Genomic DNA, 16,913 nt, shown 5'->3' with positions numbered 1-16,913 from the left:
CAGGCCGGTCATCCCGGCCTGTTTTTACTTGGTTATGCGCTTTCCTTCGCTCAGTTCATGACATCTTTGCCGAACCATTTTTTGGAGATCTTCTCTCCCGTTCCATCGGCTTTGATTTCACCGATCGCCCGATCAATCGCCTTTTTGAGTTCGGCGGAATCTTTACGCATGCCCACGCCGTATACTTCGGTCGCCAAGACCTTCGGCAATTCATAGAAAGTATCCGGTTTCTTCGTCATGTAGTAACGTCCGACAACGCCGTCCACCAACACCGCATCAATACGGCCGATTTCCAAATCCATCAACGCGTCCGTATAAACCGCATACAGGCGTAATTCTTTGAAGGAATTTTTCAAATCCGGCAATTTCGCCAGCGCGTCAATTCCCGTGCCGCCTTCCTGCGTGCCGACAATTTTACCCGCCAACGAATCCATATCCTTCAAATCCGCGCGGGATTTCAATGTAACGATAATCTGATCATTGTGCATGTAAGGTTCGGAGAAATCGATTTTTTCTTTACGTTGATCCGTAATCGTCAGCCCGTTCCAAAGAAGGTCAACTCGTTTGGCGGTAAGTTCCGCTTCCTTGCTTGCCCAATCAATCGGTTTGAATTCCATTTGTATGCCGGTACGTTTACCGACTTCTTTCGCCAGCTCGATATCAAAGCCTGTCAATTCGCCTTTTTCATCGCGGAAGCCCATCGGCGGGAAATTATCGTCTAAGCCGACAACGACTTTCGTCGGTAATTTTGTGTCCGCTGCGGCCGGTTTCGCATCGTTACCGCAACCTGCCAACACGCCGACTACACCGAGACCGATTAATGCTGTGACCGTCATTTTTTTCCAGTTCATGAGAATACCTCCTATACGTGACTTTTCTGTCATAAATAATTTTGCATTTTATTTTTATATCATTTCGCGGGTCGCATGATGTCGCGCACCACCCGCCGTTTCCAACGCTCGCTCGAGCGCTACTACCGTGCCTGAAAAATGATTCAAGGCAATCCGCCATCGCATGTGACCACACTCCTTTATCTGATGATATGACCATAATACTTTACTTTGATAAAAAAGTAAAGAGGTAAATTAATTTTTCTAAAAATTTTTTACATTTAAATTTTTTGCACAAAAAAAGAATGCCCTACGGCATTCTTTTAATGGATCGTCGCGCCTGTCTGCGCAACAATGGCGATGAAAACCACCGTCGTTAAAACAAAAAGTGAAATCACCACTTTGAGTCCCGTCCCGATCAGTTGCGCTATCGCGGCACTGATCGCTACCGATTTCGCGGCCTGCTGATCTTTATGCTCATAATAAACGGCCGCATAGGTGGCGAGAAACACGCCGATGACAACGCCGATCAGCGAGCCGACAATCGGCAAGATGCCGCTGCCTATGATGCCGCCCAAAATACCGCCGCCCACGGCGATCATTTGCGTTTTCCAGCCGCGCCGCTTACGCCGCACGCCGATCATGCCCGCAAGAAATTCGATGACTTCCCCCAAGACGAGCGCGCCGACCAGCAACGCGACCGCCGTCACGGAAAATAAACGAAAACCGTCCAGCAGACCGAAGCCCACCAGCACCAGCATCATGGCGTAGTTGCCCGGCAACCCCGCCGCCGTCGCCGCGATGCAGCAAATCAGGAGAAAGACGAGGATAAATACCAACATTGTGTTCACAGTTCGTCCCTCCCGTCACGCGCACTTATTTTTGCGTACGCAATAATTCTTTATCGGCAATATCCGTACGAAATTGCATGCCGTCAAATTCAATTTTCGAAAGAGCCTGATAGGCGGCTTCTTTCGCTTCCGCCAACCCGGGGCGTACGGCGACAACATCCAAGACTCGACCGCCGTCGGTAAAATACGAGTCATCGATATGACGCGTTCCCGCGTGAAAGACGAGCGCATCCTGCGCGGCCGCCTCGGCAAGCCCCGTGATGCGATCACCGCGGTACGTTTTGCGCGGATAGCCGAACGATGCCGCCACTACGCACACCGCATGCGCGTTCAGCCAACGCAAACGCACCTGATCAATATGTCCCGTGCAAATTTTTTCCATGATATCCGCAAGATCACTGTCCAAAAGCGGCAACAATACCTGCGTTTCCGGATCGCCGAAACGGCAGTTAAATTCCACCACTTTCGGCCCGTCCGCCGTGATCATCAACCCCGCGTATAATACGCCGCGGAACGGTGATCCTTCCGCCACGAGCGCGGCCGCCGTCGGTTTCAAAATTTGTTCCACCGCGGCTTCGTACACCGCGTCCGTCACCACCGCGGCCGGCGCGAACGCGCCCATGCCGCCGGTATTCGGACCGCGGTCATCGGTCAACAAACGTTTATGATCCTGCGCGGGAATCATGGGGATGACCGTTTCCCCGTCGACAAATGCCAACAGGCTCGCTTCTTCGCCGACCATAAATTCTTCAATAATAATTTTTTCACCGGCGCTCCCGAATGCGTCACCGGTCAACATGGAGTGAATCGCCTCCACCGCGTCTTCATACGTCTCCGCAATGACAACGCCCTTACCGGCCGCCAGACCGTCCGCTTTGATTACATACGGCGCCTGCATTTCATCCAAAAAGGCAATGGCTTTATCGGCATCGGTAAAACTGCCGTACGCCGCCGTCGGAATGTGGTAACGAGCGAAAAGATCTTTGGCGAACACCTTGGAACTTTCAATGCGCGCCGCCGCCTGTGTCGGGCCGAAAACGAGAATTTCCCGTTTTGTGAGCACATCGACGATACCGTCGGCTAACGGCCCTTCGCTACCGACCACAACGAGATCCGGCGCCTGCATCGTAATAATATCCGCCAGTTCTGCCGTGCTGTTCCAATCCAACGGCAAATATTCCGCCACTTCATGCATGCCGTAACGACCGGGAACCGCCACGATTTCGCTGACGCGTTCACTTTGCGCAAGCTTCCAGGCGAGTGCGTGCTCGCGGCCGCCGTTACCTACCAAAACGATTTTCATACCACTGCTCCTTATATTTATGTTCGTATCAGCCGTGCCGGAAATGCCGCGTACCCGTGCAAACCATCGCGATACCGGCAGCATCTGCCGCCGCAATGGATTCCTGATCGCGAATGGATCCGCCCGGTTGAATGATCGCCGTGATGCCGGCTTGCGCCGCCGTTTCCACGGTATCACCGAACGGGAAAAACGCATCGGAAGCAAGCACCGCGCCTTTTGCCTTCGCGCCTGCCTGTTCCAAGGCGATCTTCGCCGCGCCGACACGATTCATCTGTCCCGCGCCAATCCCGAGCGTCGCTTTCGCGTCGGTCACGACAATCGCATTCGATTTGACATGACGCACGACCGCCCAAGCGAGACGCAGGGCTTGCATTTCTTCCGCCGTCGGTTGCCGCTTGGTAACGACCTGCCATGTCGCTTCGTCGTCCTGACGGTCATCGGCGTCTTGCAACAAAAGGCCGCCGGAAATGTGTTTCAGCTGCCAATCGCCTTCCTGCGGAGCATCGGCTTCCAATAAGCGAATATTTTTCTTTTCCGATAGCAATGCCAACGCGTCGGGGCTGAACTTCGGCGCGATGACGACTTCAAAAAAGATCGGACGCATTTTTTCCGCGGCCGCCAGATCCACTTCACGATTGCAAGCGACAATGCCGCCGTACGCGGAAACATCATCCGCGGCAAACGCCCGCGCGAACGCGTCGGCCATATCTTCGCCGACGGCGAAACCGCACGGATTCGTATGTTTTATAATAGCACAACTCGGCGTTGCAAGGGAACACGCAAGCTGCCAGGCCGCTTCCGTATCGACCAAGTTATTATAGGAAAGTTCTTTGCCGTGAAGCTGCTTGGCGTTGGCTACGCCGCCTTTGCTGCCGGGCGTCCGGTAAAACGCCGCCTGCTGATGCGGATTTTCGCCGTAACGCAGATCCATGACCTTTTCCATATGCAGCTCAAATTGCTGCGGAAATGCCGATTCCGACGTTTTTGCCGGCGTCTCGGTTGGTTCTTCGTCCGGTGACTGCGCCGCCAAATATTGCGCAATTTTCGCATCGTACGCGGCGGTATGCGCAAACGCGGCCTGCGCCAATCCGAACCGATAGTGATCACTGACCGTACCTTCACTGACATGTTCTGCCAGATCCTCGTACTGCGCGGGGCTGGTGACGACAAGCACATCGCGCCAGTTTTTGGCCGCCGCGCGAATCATCGACGGCCCGCCGATATCGATCTGTTCGATCGCGTCCGCCAATGTCACGCCGGGCTTGGCGATCGTTTCCGCAAACGGATACAAATTGACGACGACAATATCGATCGGCGTAATGCCGTGCTGCGCCAGCGCCTCCATATGATCCGGATGATCGCGCCGCGCCAGGATCCCGGCATGCACCATGGGGTGCAGCGTTTTGACGCGACCGTCGAGCATTTCGGGAAATTGCGTGACCGTTTCGACCGGAGTCACTTCCACTCCCGCCTTTTGCAACGCGGCCAATGTTCCTCCCGTGGAAATTAATTCATACCCCGCCCCTGAAAGTTGCTGCGCAAGTTTCACAATCCCCGTTTTATCGGAGACACTCAGTAAAGCCCGTCTGGCCATAGTCACTCCTCCCCCGACGCCGTACGCCGTACCACTTTCCGTTTCACTATGCAAAGTTCATCACGGCATAACGCCGCCATCGCCTCTACATAGGTCGGATGTTCTACTGTTAAAATACGTTCGGCAAGCGATGTTTCGTCATCACTTGCAAATACCGGTACCGCCGTCTGCATAATAATCGGACCGCTGTCCATGCCCGCGTCGACAAAATGCACGGTGCAACCGCTCACTTTAACGCCGGCATCAATCGCCTGACGTTGCGCATGCAATCCGGGGAATGACGGTAAAAGCGCCGGATGAATATTGACGATCTGCCCCTCATACACCGCTAAAATCGGCGCACCGACAATCCGCATATAGCCCGCCAGGCAAATATAATCGGGCGCATACGGGCGCAGCATTTCCACGACCGCGTTTTCGTAAGCGGCTTTATCCGCAAATTCCCGCGGCGCAAACGCATGGCAATCGACGCCCGCCGCCCGCGCCATCGCAAGCGCGGGGGCGTCGGGGTGATCGCTGAACAAAACGACCGGCCGCGCCGCGATCAAACCGCTGCGGCACGCGTCGATCAGTGCCCGGGCATTCGAGCCGCGCCCGGACGCGAAGATAGCTAACTTTTTCATATTACACACCGCTGACGACGACTTCGCCGTCCGTTGTGACTTCCCCTACGCGATACGCGGTTTCGCCGCGATCTGCCAAGTTCTGCAAGGTTTTTTCCGCGTCTTCGGGCGCGACGATAACGAGCATGCCGAGGCCCATGTTAAACGTGCGGTACATCTCATGCTGCGAGACATTGCCCCAGGACGCAAGCGATCTGAAAATCGGCGGCACCGGATAACTCGTACCGTCAATATGCGCGCCCAAACCTTTCGGCAACACGCGCGGAATATTATCGTAAAATCCGCCGCCGGTAATATGCACCATGCCTTTGACATCGACCGCGTCCAAAAGCGGCAAAATCGCTTTCGGATACAAGCGCGTCGGCGTGAGCAATTCCTCACCGAGCGGACGTTCCAAACCCGGATAGACTTGGTCCAATTGGAGCTCTTCACGTGAAATAATGCGCCGCACGAGCGAATAACCGTTCGAATGCACGCCGCTCGACGGCAAACCGATAATAACATCGCCCGCCGCAATGCGTTCACCGGTGATGATTTTTTCACGATCGACGAGACCGACGGCGAATCCCGCCAGGTCATAATCGCCCGGCGCGTAAAAGCCGGCCATTTCCGCCGTTTCCCCACCCAAAAGCGCGCAGCCGGATTCCTGACAGGCCGCCGCGACACCTTTCACAATGGTTGCGATCTGTTCCGGAACGAGTTCACCGGTCGCAATATAGTCGAGAAAGAAAAGCGGACGCGCGCCCTGCACGAGCACGTCATTCACGCACATCGCCACGCAGTCCTGCCCGATCGTGGTATGTTCGCCGCGATCAATGGCCAACCGCAACTTGGTGCCGACGCCATCCGTACCGGCCACCAGCACCGGCTCTTTCATGGCGATCGCGCCCAGCGAAAAAAGTCCTCCGAAACCGCCGACATCGCCCAATACTCCATCGGTATAGGTCGCCTTCACGGCGTCTTTCATCAGTTCCACCGCCCGATTTCCCGCGTCAATATTGACGCCGGCGGCGGCATACGTCAGTGCTTCCCGTTCGTTTGCGGACATACTTCCTCCTGTTCCGGGATCGGTCCCCGATAATCGCCGTCAAAGCAGGCAAAGCAAAGATCCTCTTTACGCAAACCCGCAATCGCTTTGGCCAAACCTTCCTGCGACAGGAAATGCAATCGGTCGGCGCCGATATGTTCGCGAATTTCTTCCACCGTATGCGTGACCGCGATCAGCTGGTTCCGCTCCGAAGTATCGATGCCGAAATAGCAAGGATATTCCACCGTCGGTGAAGAAACGCAAAGCGCGATTTCTTTGGCCCCCGCGTTGCGCAGTAAATTAATAATAATCCCGCTCGTCGTGCCGCGCACAATCGAGTCGTCGATTAAAACGACGCGTTTGCCGGCGACGTTATTGATGACCGGGTTAAGTTTCATTTTGACGGAACGTTCCCGCATCTCCTGCGTCGGCTGAATAAAGGTGCGCCCCATGTAGCGGTTTTTAATCAGGCCTTCCGCGTAGGGAATGCCTGACGCGCGCGCATAGCCGATCGCCGCGACGTTGCCGGAGTCCGGCACGCTCATGACGATATCGCCCGTGAAGCCGCATTCTTCCCATAAGCGGGCCCCCATGTTGAGGCGCGCATCGTACACGCTTTCCCCGTCCAAAACCGAATCGGGGCGCGCGAAATACACGTATTCAAACGAGCAGCGCGCTTGCCGACGCTTGCTTTGCGGCGTGACAAGAGAGCTGAAATGCGGACCGTCGGCGGCGATACGCACGATTTGTCCCGGCGCAATGTCGCGGACGAATTTCGCGCCGACCGAATCCAGCGCGCAGGTTTCCGACGCCAAAACCCAGCCGGTATCCGTCGCACCGAGGCACAACGGACGATAGCCTTGCGGATCGCGCACGCCGTACAGTTCCGTCGCCGTCGCGACCACTAAGCAGTACGCGCCGTCGATTTGCTGACACACATCTTGCAAACGTTCCGTGACATCTTTGCCCGTGGAACGCGCGAGTAAATTGACGATGACTTCCGTGTCCATCGTCGTGCGAAATGTCGTGCCGAGCTTAATTTGTTTTTCCCGTAACGCACGCGCGTTCACAAGGTTGCCGTTATGCGCGATCGCAACCGGACCGAGGTCCGTTTCCACCTGCAACGGCTGCACATTTTCTTTAATGCTGGCGCCCGTCGTGGAGTAGCGCACATGACCGATCGCGATTTTGCCGTTATCCGCCGGCAAATCCCGGAACACTTCCGTGACCAGACCCATGCCCGCCTGCGTCGTCATCGTTTGGCCGTCGGCGACCGTGATCCCGGCGCTTTCCTGACCGCGATGCTGCAACGCAAACAAACCGTAGTAGGCGGACAGGGGCACCGAGGTGTCGGGGTCATAGATCCCGAACACCCCGCACTCTTCCTCAATGCGGTCCCAGATGGAATCGTACGCCATCAGTTTTCTTTTCCTGTCAAGCGGCGCAGCATTTCATGATACGCCTCTTCCACATTACCGAGGTCGCGACGGAAACGATCTTTGTCGAGTTTTTCCAAGGTGTTGGCATCCCAGAAACGGCAGGTATCCGGAGAGATTTCATCGCCGAGCAGAATGTTGCCTTTCGTGTCTTTACCGAATTCCAATTTGAAGTCGACCAAAATAACTTCCTTTTCCGCCAGGAATTTTTTCAGAACATCATTGACTTTGAACGCGAGTTTCGTGATGGTGTCCAAGTCTTCCTGCGACGCGATGTTGAGCGCGCGAATGTGGTACGTGTTGATCAGCGGATCGTCGAGATCATCATCTTTCAGGCAAAATTCAATGGTCGGGAAAGCGAGTTCTTCGCCTTCTTCACGGCCGTAGCGTTTCGCCATCGAGCCGGCGCAACGGTTGCGGATAATGACTTCCAAAGGAACGATCGAAAGTTTTTTGACGCGCTGTTCACGGTCATCCAAGCGTTCGATGAAATGCGTCGGCACGCCGTTTTTCGCCAAAAGATCAAAGAAAAAAGTCGTAATCTTATTATTTAATACGCCTTTGTCGGTAATGGTGCCTTTTTTCGCGCCGTTGAATGCCGTCGCGTCGTCTTTATAACGAACGATAACTTCGTCGTCGCGATCCGTTTTGAATACCTGTTTCGCTTTGCCTTCGTACATCATTTCCAATTTTTCCATCATGACCCTCTTTCTCCGTCGTTCGGCGGAATCAATAAATGACCGTTCTGATTATAATTCAGCTTGCAGTTTCTGATCTTTCTTTTCCACTTTTTCGGCCTGTTCTTTGCGATAATCGGCAAATTGCCGCGCGAGTTTTTCATCGCTTGCCGCGCCGATTTGGATCGCGAGCAGCGCCGCGTTTTTCGCGCCGCCAATGGCAACCGTCGCTACCGGCATGCCGCTCGGCATCTGCACAATGGCCAGCAACGCATCGAGCCCGCCCAAGCTGGCCGCCAATGGTACGCCGATCACGGGGCGGCTGGTCAAGCTTGCCACTACACCCGGTAAATGCGCGGCCGCGCCCGCGCCCGCGATAAAGCAGGTCGCACCGGCCGCTTCTTCATCATGCACAAATTGCGCCAATTTTTCCGGCGTGCGATGCGCCGACGCAATCGCTACACGATGTTCGACACCGAATTCTTTCAGGATGTTGACAGCGCCCTGCATAACTTTCCAATCGGAGTCGCTGCCCATAACTACCGCTACTCTCATAAATCCTCCTTATTCACTTAAAAAGATATAGCGCGCCACAATGAGCACCGCCAAGACATAGACGATCGGATGAACTTCCCGCGCTTTGCCCGTCACTATTTTCATCAACGGATAGGCGACCAGACCGGCCGAAATACCGTTGGCAATGCTGTACGTAAACGGCATCATGACAATGGTCAAAAACGCCGGGAGCACTTCCGTGAAATCGGAAAAATCAATTTGCTGCACGCCTTCGAGCATCAATGCGCCGACCAAAATCAGCGCCGGGCTCGTCGCTACATCCGGAATTAAAAGCATGACCGGTGTTAAGAACAAGCTGATAATAAATAAGATGCCGCAAGTGACCGCAGTCAGACCCGTGCGTCCGCCCGCGCCGACGCCGGCCGCGCTTTCGACGAACGCCGTGACCGTGCTCGCCCCCAAAAGCGAACCGAGCGATACGCCGCACGCATCGACAAATAACGCCTTGCCCATGCCGGGGAAGCGTCCCGTTTTCGGATCGACCAGACCCGCTTTTGTCGCCGTGCCGATCATCGTGCCCATCGAGTCAAACAGTTCCACAAAGGTAAACGTAAAGATGATCGTAATCAGACCCATGTGAACCGCGCCTAAAATATCCAACTGGAAGAACGCGTTATTGCTGAAATCCGGCAACATGAACGGCGTGAAGTTCGGCGGCAACTGCGCCACTCCCGTCGCGTACGCGACTACCGTCGTCGTCAAAATGCCGATCAAAATCGAACCGTTAATCCCGCGGCCCATTAAAAGCGCGGTAAACAAAAGTCCGAACACCGTCACCAAGTGGCGCGGATTATCCAGCGCGCCCAGTGTAAATAATGTATCATTCGTCGTTGCGACCGTATGTCCGGCACCGGCCACCGCCGCCGCCAGCGTATCCGGCGCAAGCGATAAGACGACTGTCATCAGACCGCTCATTTTCAAACCGATGATCGTGATGAAAAGACCGATCCCGACGGTAATCGCCGCTTTCAAACCGTTGGGGATGCCTTCAATAATCATTTGCCGCACATGCGTGAGCGTCAATACCAAGAAGACGAGTCCGGAAATAAAAACGGCGCCCAATGCGGTTTGCCAAGGCACGCCCATGCCCAACACCACGGTAAACGCGTAAAAGGCGATCAAGCCGACGCCCGGCGCCAAACAAATCGGGTAATTTACGAACAATCCCATCGCGATCGTAATGATGCCCGACGCGAGACAAGTCGCGATCAGCACCGCGTTTTTATCCATCCCCGCCGCACCCATGACGCTCGGTGCGACAAAGAGGATGTACGCCATAGTGATGAACGTCGTAATCCCCGCCATGATCTCCGTCTTGACATCCGTATTGCGCTCTGTCAGCGCAAACAATTTCTCCAGCATAATTCCCTGCTTTCCGCCGCATTCACAGCTATAATTTCGAGGATAAATCCTGACTTTATTGTACAAAGCCGAGCGAATAATGTCAACGAAAAATCAGAATGTGAACTTAGATTTTCTATTTATTGTTCTCTATGTTCCGAACATTTTTATTATTTTTCCATTGTGCCGCGATCGTTTCCAAATCATCGCTGATGGTTAAAATAGATTGTTCATCCGCCGGCAAAAAGCCCGACTGCAGCACGCGCTCGAAAAGTTGCGCCGCGCCGTCGTAAAAACCGCCGACATTGTACATGGAAACGCTGCCGTCAACCAGCGCCAAATGTCGCCACGAAAGCACTTCATAAATTTCTTCCAGCGTGCCGACACCGCCGGGCAGCGCCACAAAATGATCCCCGAGCTCGATCATGCGCGCTTTGCGCTCGTGCATCGTGGAAACGATTTCAAGCCGATCCAAGCCGCGATGCGCCTGCTCTTTATCGACCAGAAAACGCGGCATGATGCCCCAGGTTTTGCCGCCCGCCGCCATGACGCTGTCGGCGACAACGCCCATCAGGCCGATTTTGCCGCCGCCAAAAACGAGCGTCGCGCCGAGCTCGCCGATGCGCGTTCCCAAAGCGACCGCCGCGTCACGGTACATGGCCTCATTACCGAAGCGCGAACCGCAATACACAACAATTTTCAAAGTGTTTTTCAGATCTGCCGCGGTCATTGGGCGCCCTCATCATACGCGATGACATCGACAACGACGGCGCCGCCTTTCGGCAGTGCGGAAACTTCCACGCAAGTGCGCGCCGGCTTTGTCGCTCCGAAAAATTCCGCGTACGCTTCGTTGAGCGTTTGGAACCCGCCCATGTCGGTAATATAGAGCGTTACTTTAACAATATCTTCTTTTGAAAGTCCGGCCGCCTCCAAAATCGCCGCCGCATTGGTAAGCGCCTGCACGAGTTGCGCGACCGCATCGTTTGACAGTTCGCCCGTGGCGGGATCCAATCCCAACTGACCCGACACATAGCACCAGCCGTTCGCCGTTTTCCCCTGTACATACGGGCCGACTGCCGCCGGCGCCTGATCGGTAATAATATTCGCCATATTGATTTCCTCCTTATAGTTTCCTGCGCAAAATTTGCTTTCCATTTGTATCATAGCGGAAACAGTGCCCCGCTGCAAACGCGCTTGACAGCCTTCCGACCGTCGGCTATAATTTTTTTGCTTTATCCGTCGAAAGTTGCAGTAAGATTAACGCTTTGCTAAAATACATGTAAACAAATGATCGTTATAAACGCTGATTTTTCACTGCATTTCATTTTCTCATTTCGTTGTTCATGAGTTACGGCCAGTTGATTTTTTACGGACAGCCGTGTGAGGAGACGTATTATGAATCGCAAATTAACAGGCAAAGGCTTACGAGTTCGCGACCGTATGATCCAGGAGACCGCGCGCATTATCCGCGAACAGGGCTTTAAGCAAGCGACTGTCCGCGCCATTTCCGAACGCGCCGGCGTGAATATCGCTTCGATCCGCTACTATTTCGGTTCGAAAGATGAATTAATCGGCGCGGCCATTGACTATTTGATGGACAATTTCGAAAATATTGTTCACTACTTGGAAAAAGGGGACGTCGCGCCGGAAGATCGATTATTTTCGTTTATGCGCAATTACTTCCGCTTAGCGAATATTCACCCGGCGCTGTACCGCTCGATTTCGTATTCGCCGACCGAAGACCATCAGAATACGTACTTTATCTACACCAACTTACTGCATGATCGTTGCTGGGATCCGATTCTGCGGACGATTTCCGAATACACCGGCGTGCGTGATCAGGCGCTTTTGCAAATCAAAACGCTCCAGCTTTTCGCGTCCCTCGAGTATCCGCTGATCCTCCATTCCAATCGATCCGAAGGACCGGGCCTCGCCTACATTTACCCGAACCATTTGGATGATTACATTCGCGTACTGATCGCCTCTCTGAAAACGGTTCAAAATATTTCGGCGGGCAAAAAATAAAACACAATCAACCGGCAAAAAACACCTCGCTTGGCGAGGTGTTTTTTATTTATTCCTGAACCGCTTCTTCGGCAAGCACGCGAGCGCAACGCGCGCATACCGTCGGATGCTCCGCCGAGTCACCGACGGTTTCGCTGTGAATCCAGCAACGTTCACATTTCGGGGCCGTTGATTTTTGAATTTCACAAATAAGATCCGGCGTCGTTTCGGCTTGCATGCCGGCAGCGCCTGCCGTGCCTTCAACGACTTCGACTTCCGAAACGATGGCGAGCGTCGCGAGTTCGTCGGCGATCCGCATCAGTTCGTCATACGTTTCGCCGGCGGCGTGCAGGACGACTTTGGCATCGAGCGGATGACCGATGACTTTATCTTGGCGCGCCGCTTCCAGCGCTTTTAAGATATCCGTGCGCAAGGTGAGACGTTTTTCCCAACGTTGACCGAGTTCGGCATCGCGATGTTCCGCCGCCGCTTTCGGCCAATCGGTCAGGTGCACGCTTTCCGCTTTGGCGTCGACCGCCGGCATCGCCTGCCAAATTTCTTCGGCGGTGAAGCTCAGTACCGGCGCGATCAGGCGCACGAGCGTTTGCAGGATTTGATAAAGCACTGTCTGCGCGGCGCGACGCGTCACGGAGGTCGCCGTTTCCGCGTACAGACGATCTTTGACGATGTCGAGATACATCGCGGAGAGATCGACCGTGCAATAGTTATGAATGACGTGGTACATCACATGAAATTCATAATTCTCATACGCCTGCGTCACTTTTTCACGTATTTCTTCCAAACGCAAAAGCGCCCAGCGATCGATTTCTTCCAGTTGTTCATACGCCACGTCGTCGACACCCGGTCGGAAATCGCTCAGGTTACCGAGCAGGAAACGGAACGTGTTACGGATTTTGCGATACACATCGCTCATCTGCTTGACGATTTTCGGCGACAAGCGCACATCGCTCTGGTAATCCGCGCTGGATACCAAAAGACGCATCACGTCCGCGCCGAATTGGTTGATGATTTCCTGCGGCGCCACCGTGTTGCCGAGCGACTTACTCATCTTGCGGCCTTCGCCGTCCATCGTAAAGCCGTGCGTCAAGACTGTTTTATACGGCGCGTGTCCGTTGACGGCGACCGACGTCAGCAAAGACGACTGGAACCAGCCGCGATGCTGGTCACTGCCTTCAAGGTACATCGAGGCCGGGTACAAATCCGAATCCTCCTGTTCGAGCACGCCGCTCCAAGTCGATCCGGAATCGAACCACACGTCCATGATGTTCGATTCTTTGGTAAACTCATGACCGCCGCAATGCGGACAGGCAAAATTTTCCGGCAACAGATCTTTCGCCTCGTATTTCCACCAGGCGTCTGTGCCTTCTTCCCGCACTTTGGCGCGAACGGTCGCCATCGTTTCATCGGTGATGACGGCTTCATGGCAATCGTTGCAATAGAAAATCGGAATCGGCACGCCCCAAACGCGTTGGCGCGAGATGCACCAGTCCTGGCGATCGGCGACCATGTTGTAGAGGCGTTCCCGGCCCCAGCTCGGGATAAATTCCGTATCGTTAACGGCTTTTAACGCGTCGTCGCGGAAATCATCGACAGAGGCGAACCATTGTTCCGTCGCCCGATAGATCACCGGATTTTTACTGCGCCAGCAGTGGGCGAATTGGTGATGCAACGTGCTCTTGCCGAGAAGCTTGCCGGCATGCGCGAGTTTTTTGATGACCGCCACATCGGCGCCGTCCAAAACATTTAAGCCGGCGAGATCTTCGCCCGCCTCGGCGGTAAGGTTGCCCTTGTCGTCAACCGGCGAGAGAATGTCCAAGCCGTACTTTTTGCCGACTTCAAAGTCTTCGACACCGTGGCCCGGCGCGGTGTGGACGCAACCCGTGCCGGCGTCAAGCGTGACGTGCTCACCCAAGATCACGGACGACGTGCGTTCGAGGAACGGATGATGGAAGACCATGCCTTCCAGTTCCTGTCCCTTCTTCGGTTCGCTGACCACTTCGTAATCGGCGATTTTGCACGCCCCCAGCGCGGATTCCACCAGATCCCGCGCCATCAGGTAGTACTCTTCTCCCGCTTTGACCCAGACGTAGTCGATTTCCGGATGCATGGCGATCGCCATATTGGCCGGCAAGGTCCACGGCGTCGTCGTCCAAATGACGCAGAACGCATTGTCTTCATTCGCGCCTTCCGGCAGGAAGCCGCGCGCGTCGATCAGCGGGAATTTGACGAAGATCGAAAACGATTTTTTATCCGCGTATTCGATTTCCGCTTCCGCCAGCGCCGTTTCACACACCGGACACCAGTACACGGTTTTGCGGCCTTTATAAATGTAACCTTTTTTCGCCATCTCACCGAATACGGCGAGTTCACGATCTTCCAATTTCGGATCGAACGTCAAATACGGACGATCCCAATCGCCCATGACGCCGAAACGAATGAAGTCTTTCTTTTGAATTTCGATAAATTCTTTCGCGTAGGCAAGGCATTTAGCGCGCAATTCCAACGGCGACATTTCCGCGCGATTGAGGCCCGTGTTTTTGATGACGGCGTGTTCAATCGGCAGTCCGTGCGTATCCCAGCCCGGACGATACGGCGTGTAGTAGCCGCGCATCGTCTTGTATTTCATGATGATGTCTTTCAGCGTTTTATTCATCGCGTGACCGATGTGCAGGTAGCCGTTAGCGTACGGCGGGCCGTCATGCAACACGAATGACTCCGCGCCTTCCCGTTGCGCTAATCGTTTTTTATAAATATCATGTTCCTGCCAAAAATCCAACCACTGCGGTTCCCGTTTCGGCAAGTTGCCGCGCATCGGAAATTCCGTTTGCGGCAAATGTAATGTTTTCCCGTAATCCATAATGTCCTCCCTGTAATAAAAAAACGCCTCATCCCCAAGGGACGAGAACGTTGTTTCCCGCGGTACCACCCTACTGGTCATTGCTGACCGCTCAAGCGCGATAACGGTGCGACCGGCGAACACTTGCGGCATTCGCGACTCCCGAGTGATCCGCACCTATCGCATCCGCTCGGCTTCCACCGCCCCGAGCTCTCTATGGTCTGCTGATACATGCCGTCTCGTTCATTGCCTTCTGTTAGAAAATAGTTATAAATCATTATACGCAAAAAAAAGGACAGCGTCAAGAAATTACCCAGCCGCGCAAAATAAAAAGCGACCTCACAAGAGGCCGCTTTTTTCATTCCTTATTTACCGTAATTTTTATCGGCTTTGACTTCGATGCGGAATGCGTTTTCTCCCAGGGATACGCGATCGACATCATATACATCTTTGCCGTATTTCTGATCGAGGTAGTATTCCACCGCGTTTTCCGCCTGATCGGAAAGCGAATCGGGGGTCGCGCCATACGTGTATTTACCGAGAATTTCCGTGATCGCCGCGCGGTCTTCCGCCGGCAACGCTTTCGTGTAATCCATCAGTTCCAGGACCGTATGATCTTTGACGGCGGCCGGTTGTTCCGCCGCTACCTGCCGTTCGATAAAACTCGAACCCATGCGAATTTCCATCCGATACGCATTCGTTTCCAAACGATTAACGGCGGCTTTGTACGTTTCCTCACCGTACGTTTGGTTCAAATAGTGTTGCACTTCATTGCGAGCTTTTTCCACAAGGTTAGCCGCCGTGTCGCCGGCGACATACTGATTCAGGATATGCGTAATGTTATTACGGTCAGTGTCGGTCATTTGGCTCGTGAAGTCCGTCAATTCATATACGAATGCGGCGGCCGGCGCGGTCGGTTGCGCCGGAGCGACTGCCGCGCCCGGCGATTTATAATGATCGTCAGCTTTGATCTGAACGTCGTAAGCGCCGTCTTCCAGTTTCTTCACGTCGACATCATAGAAGTCTTCGCCGTATTTCTGACCCAAGTAATGTTCAACGGCGTCTTCCGCACGTTCCGCCAAGTTAGCGGCGCTGTCACCGTACGTATAGTTGCCGAGAATCGCCGTGATCTGTTCACGATCGGCCGCGGCCATTTCCTTCGTGAAGTCCGTCAACTGCAAGACGATACCGCCGTCAGCCAATACGGTCGACGCGGGCACTGCAGCCGGTTCCGTCGGAGCGGGCGCTACGGTCGGTTGTGCCGGAGCCGGTTGAGCCGGAACCTGGTTAGCATCTTTGGTAACGTAAATATTCATGTGGTGGTCACTCACATCTTTATCCGTATAAACAAAGTATTGACCTTCCCCATATTTTTGGTTCAAGAAATTCTGAATATCAGCTACCGCCTGATCCACCGCGCCTTCACTGACGCCGCGTCCCAAGTAGGGTACCGCAAGATCACCGGTGTGTTGCTTATCTTCTACGGTCAGCGTCTTGCTCTGGTCACGGAGATAATACATATCAACATCGTAATAGTTCGTCGCCATGGCGCTTGCGCCTATGGCCGCCAATACGGTTAATGCTAACGCTGTTTTTCTCATCTTCCAGCCTCCTTTGGCAATGTCTGTCACTGTAATATAAAACTTTCAGCTGATCGCAGGGACGATCAATTGCAAACAACGGACAGACTTCTGCTGCTCACATTAATACATTGTATACTTTTATTATACATTTTTGTACAAAAATCGTCAAATATTCACTCTTGTTGAGCTATTTTTGACTCAAAAATAAATT

Annotated in this window: 15 protein-coding genes; 1 reads left to right on the top strand and 14 read right to left on the bottom strand. The window is 53.9% G+C overall.

The window, feature by feature from the left end; translation table 11 throughout:
* Positions 1-50: 50 nt before the first annotated feature.
* From RDN69_RS01475 to RDN69_RS01420, 12 genes are all read right to left on the bottom strand, one after another.
* Entirely contained in the window at positions 51-851 is an 801-nt protein-coding gene (locus RDN69_RS01475) for an amino acid ABC transporter substrate-binding protein (RefSeq protein ID WP_034437028.1), read from the bottom strand.
* Positions 852-1,153: 302 nt separating this feature from the next.
* Entirely contained in the window at positions 1,154-1,672 is a 519-nt protein-coding gene (locus RDN69_RS01470; protein ID WP_034437030.1) for a DUF456 family protein, read from the bottom strand.
* Positions 1,673-1,706: 34 nt separating this feature from the next.
* Positions 1,707-2,984, bottom strand: a complete 1,278-nt coding sequence (gene purD, locus RDN69_RS01465) for a phosphoribosylamine--glycine ligase (protein WP_034437032.1) — start codon at positions 2,982-2,984, stop codon at positions 1,707-1,709.
* A 28-nt stretch (positions 2,985-3,012) separates the two neighbouring features.
* Positions 3,013-4,578, bottom strand: coding sequence for a bifunctional phosphoribosylaminoimidazolecarboxamide formyltransferase/IMP cyclohydrolase (gene purH / locus RDN69_RS01460; RefSeq protein ID WP_034437034.1), 1,566 nt, complete (start codon positions 4,576-4,578; stop codon positions 3,013-3,015).
* Positions 4,579-4,580: 2 nt separating this feature from the next.
* Entirely contained in the window at positions 4,581-5,201 is a 621-nt protein-coding gene (purN, locus tag RDN69_RS01455) for a phosphoribosylglycinamide formyltransferase (RefSeq protein WP_024048061.1), read from the bottom strand.
* A 1-nt stretch (position 5,202) separates the two neighbouring features.
* On the bottom strand, positions 5,203-6,249 hold the full coding sequence (gene purM, locus RDN69_RS01450) for a phosphoribosylformylglycinamidine cyclo-ligase (RefSeq protein ID WP_024048060.1): 1,047 nt from the start codon (positions 6,247-6,249) through the stop codon (positions 5,203-5,205).
* Complete coding sequence (gene purF / locus RDN69_RS01445; RefSeq protein ID WP_024048059.1) at positions 6,222-7,646, bottom strand: amidophosphoribosyltransferase; 1,425 nt, start codon at positions 7,644-7,646, stop codon at positions 6,222-6,224. The genes purM and purF overlap by 28 nt, the downstream gene beginning before the upstream one ends.
* On the bottom strand, positions 7,646-8,365 hold the full coding sequence (purC, locus tag RDN69_RS01440) for a phosphoribosylaminoimidazolesuccinocarboxamide synthase (protein WP_024048058.1): 720 nt from the start codon (positions 8,363-8,365) through the stop codon (positions 7,646-7,648). Before purC ends, purF begins: the two co-directional genes overlap by 1 nt.
* Before the next feature lie 48 nt (positions 8,366-8,413).
* A complete protein-coding gene (gene purE, locus RDN69_RS01435) occupies positions 8,414-8,896 on the bottom strand; it encodes a 5-(carboxyamino)imidazole ribonucleotide mutase (RefSeq protein ID WP_024048057.1) in 483 nt (160 codons plus the stop codon).
* A gap of 9 nt (positions 8,897-8,905) precedes the next feature.
* Positions 8,906-10,279: an NCS2 family permease gene (locus tag RDN69_RS01430; protein WP_288218165.1), complete on the bottom strand. Its 1,374-nt coding sequence runs from the start codon at positions 10,277-10,279 to the stop codon at positions 8,906-8,908.
* A 115-nt stretch (positions 10,280-10,394) separates the two neighbouring features.
* Positions 10,395-10,988: a TIGR00730 family Rossman fold protein gene (locus RDN69_RS01425; protein WP_288218164.1), complete on the bottom strand. Its 594-nt coding sequence runs from the start codon at positions 10,986-10,988 to the stop codon at positions 10,395-10,397.
* On the bottom strand, positions 10,985-11,368 hold the full coding sequence (locus RDN69_RS01420) for a Rid family detoxifying hydrolase (protein ID WP_288218163.1): 384 nt from the start codon (positions 11,366-11,368) through the stop codon (positions 10,985-10,987). The genes RDN69_RS01425 and RDN69_RS01420 overlap by 4 nt, the downstream gene beginning before the upstream one ends.
* A gap of 285 nt (positions 11,369-11,653) precedes the next feature.
* Between RDN69_RS01420 and RDN69_RS01415 the strand changes: the two genes are divergently transcribed.
* Positions 11,654-12,283: a TetR/AcrR family transcriptional regulator gene (locus RDN69_RS01415; protein ID WP_024048053.1), complete on the top strand. Its 630-nt coding sequence runs from the start codon at positions 11,654-11,656 to the stop codon at positions 12,281-12,283.
* Positions 12,284-12,332: 49 nt separating this feature from the next.
* Here RDN69_RS01415 and ileS read toward each other — a convergent pair whose 3' ends face one another.
* Positions 12,333-15,140: an isoleucine--tRNA ligase gene (gene ileS, locus RDN69_RS01410; protein WP_288218162.1), complete on the bottom strand. Its 2,808-nt coding sequence runs from the start codon at positions 15,138-15,140 to the stop codon at positions 12,333-12,335.
* 344 nt (positions 15,141-15,484) lie between these two features.
* Positions 15,485-16,720: a hypothetical protein gene (locus RDN69_RS01405; protein WP_288218161.1), complete on the bottom strand. Its 1,236-nt coding sequence runs from the start codon at positions 16,718-16,720 to the stop codon at positions 15,485-15,487.
* Between the last annotated feature and the right edge of the window lie 193 nt (positions 16,721-16,913).

It is taken from the genome of uncultured Negativicoccus sp., from assembly GCF_902480485.1.
Lineage (GTDB): Bacteria > Bacillota > Negativicutes > Veillonellales > Negativicoccaceae > Negativicoccus > Negativicoccus succinicivorans.
The sequence above is the reverse complement of the archived record's forward strand: the minus strand, read 5'-3'. Positions and strand labels throughout refer to the sequence as shown.

Excerpts from the sequence above, each read along its gene's own strand:
- purH (WP_034437034.1), bottom strand. The coding sequence starts at position 4,578 with ATGGCCAGACGGGCTTTACTGAGTGTCTCCGATAAAACGGGGATTGTG.
- RDN69_RS01475 (WP_034437028.1), bottom strand. The coding sequence starts at position 851 with ATGAACTGGAAAAAAATGACGGTCACAGCATTAATCGGTCTCGGTGTA.
- purN (WP_024048061.1), bottom strand. The coding sequence starts at position 5,201 with ATGAAAAAGTTAGCTATCTTCGCGTCCGGGCGCGGCTCGAATGCCCGG.
- RDN69_RS01425 (WP_288218164.1), bottom strand. The coding sequence starts at position 10,988 with ATGACCGCGGCAGATCTGAAAAACACTTTGAAAATTGTTGTGTATTGC.
- purC (WP_024048058.1), bottom strand. The coding sequence starts at position 8,365 with ATGATGGAAAAATTGGAAATGATGTACGAAGGCAAAGCGAAACAGGTA.
- RDN69_RS01405 (WP_288218161.1), bottom strand. The coding sequence starts at position 16,720 with ATGAGAAAAACAGCGTTAGCATTAACCGTATTGGCGGCCATAGGCGCA.
- RDN69_RS01415 (WP_024048053.1), top strand. The coding sequence starts at position 11,654 with ATGAATCGCAAATTAACAGGCAAAGGCTTACGAGTTCGCGACCGTATG.
- purE (WP_024048057.1), bottom strand. The coding sequence starts at position 8,896 with ATGAGAGTAGCGGTAGTTATGGGCAGCGACTCCGATTGGAAAGTTATG.
- ileS (WP_288218162.1), bottom strand. The coding sequence starts at position 15,140 with ATGGATTACGGGAAAACATTACATTTGCCGCAAACGGAATTTCCGATG.
- purM (WP_024048060.1), bottom strand. The coding sequence starts at position 6,249 with ATGTCCGCAAACGAACGGGAAGCACTGACGTATGCCGCCGCCGGCGTC.
- purD (WP_034437032.1), bottom strand. The coding sequence starts at position 2,984 with ATGAAAATCGTTTTGGTAGGTAACGGCGGCCGCGAGCACGCACTCGCC.
- RDN69_RS01430 (WP_288218165.1), bottom strand. The coding sequence starts at position 10,279 with ATGCTGGAGAAATTGTTTGCGCTGACAGAGCGCAATACGGATGTCAAG.
- RDN69_RS01470 (WP_034437030.1), bottom strand. The coding sequence starts at position 1,672 with ATGTTGGTATTTATCCTCGTCTTTCTCCTGATTTGCTGCATCGCGGCG.
- RDN69_RS01420 (WP_288218163.1), bottom strand. The coding sequence starts at position 11,368 with ATGGCGAATATTATTACCGATCAGGCGCCGGCGGCAGTCGGCCCGTAT.
- purF (WP_024048059.1), bottom strand. The coding sequence starts at position 7,646 with ATGGCGTACGATTCCATCTGGGACCGCATTGAGGAAGAGTGCGGGGTG.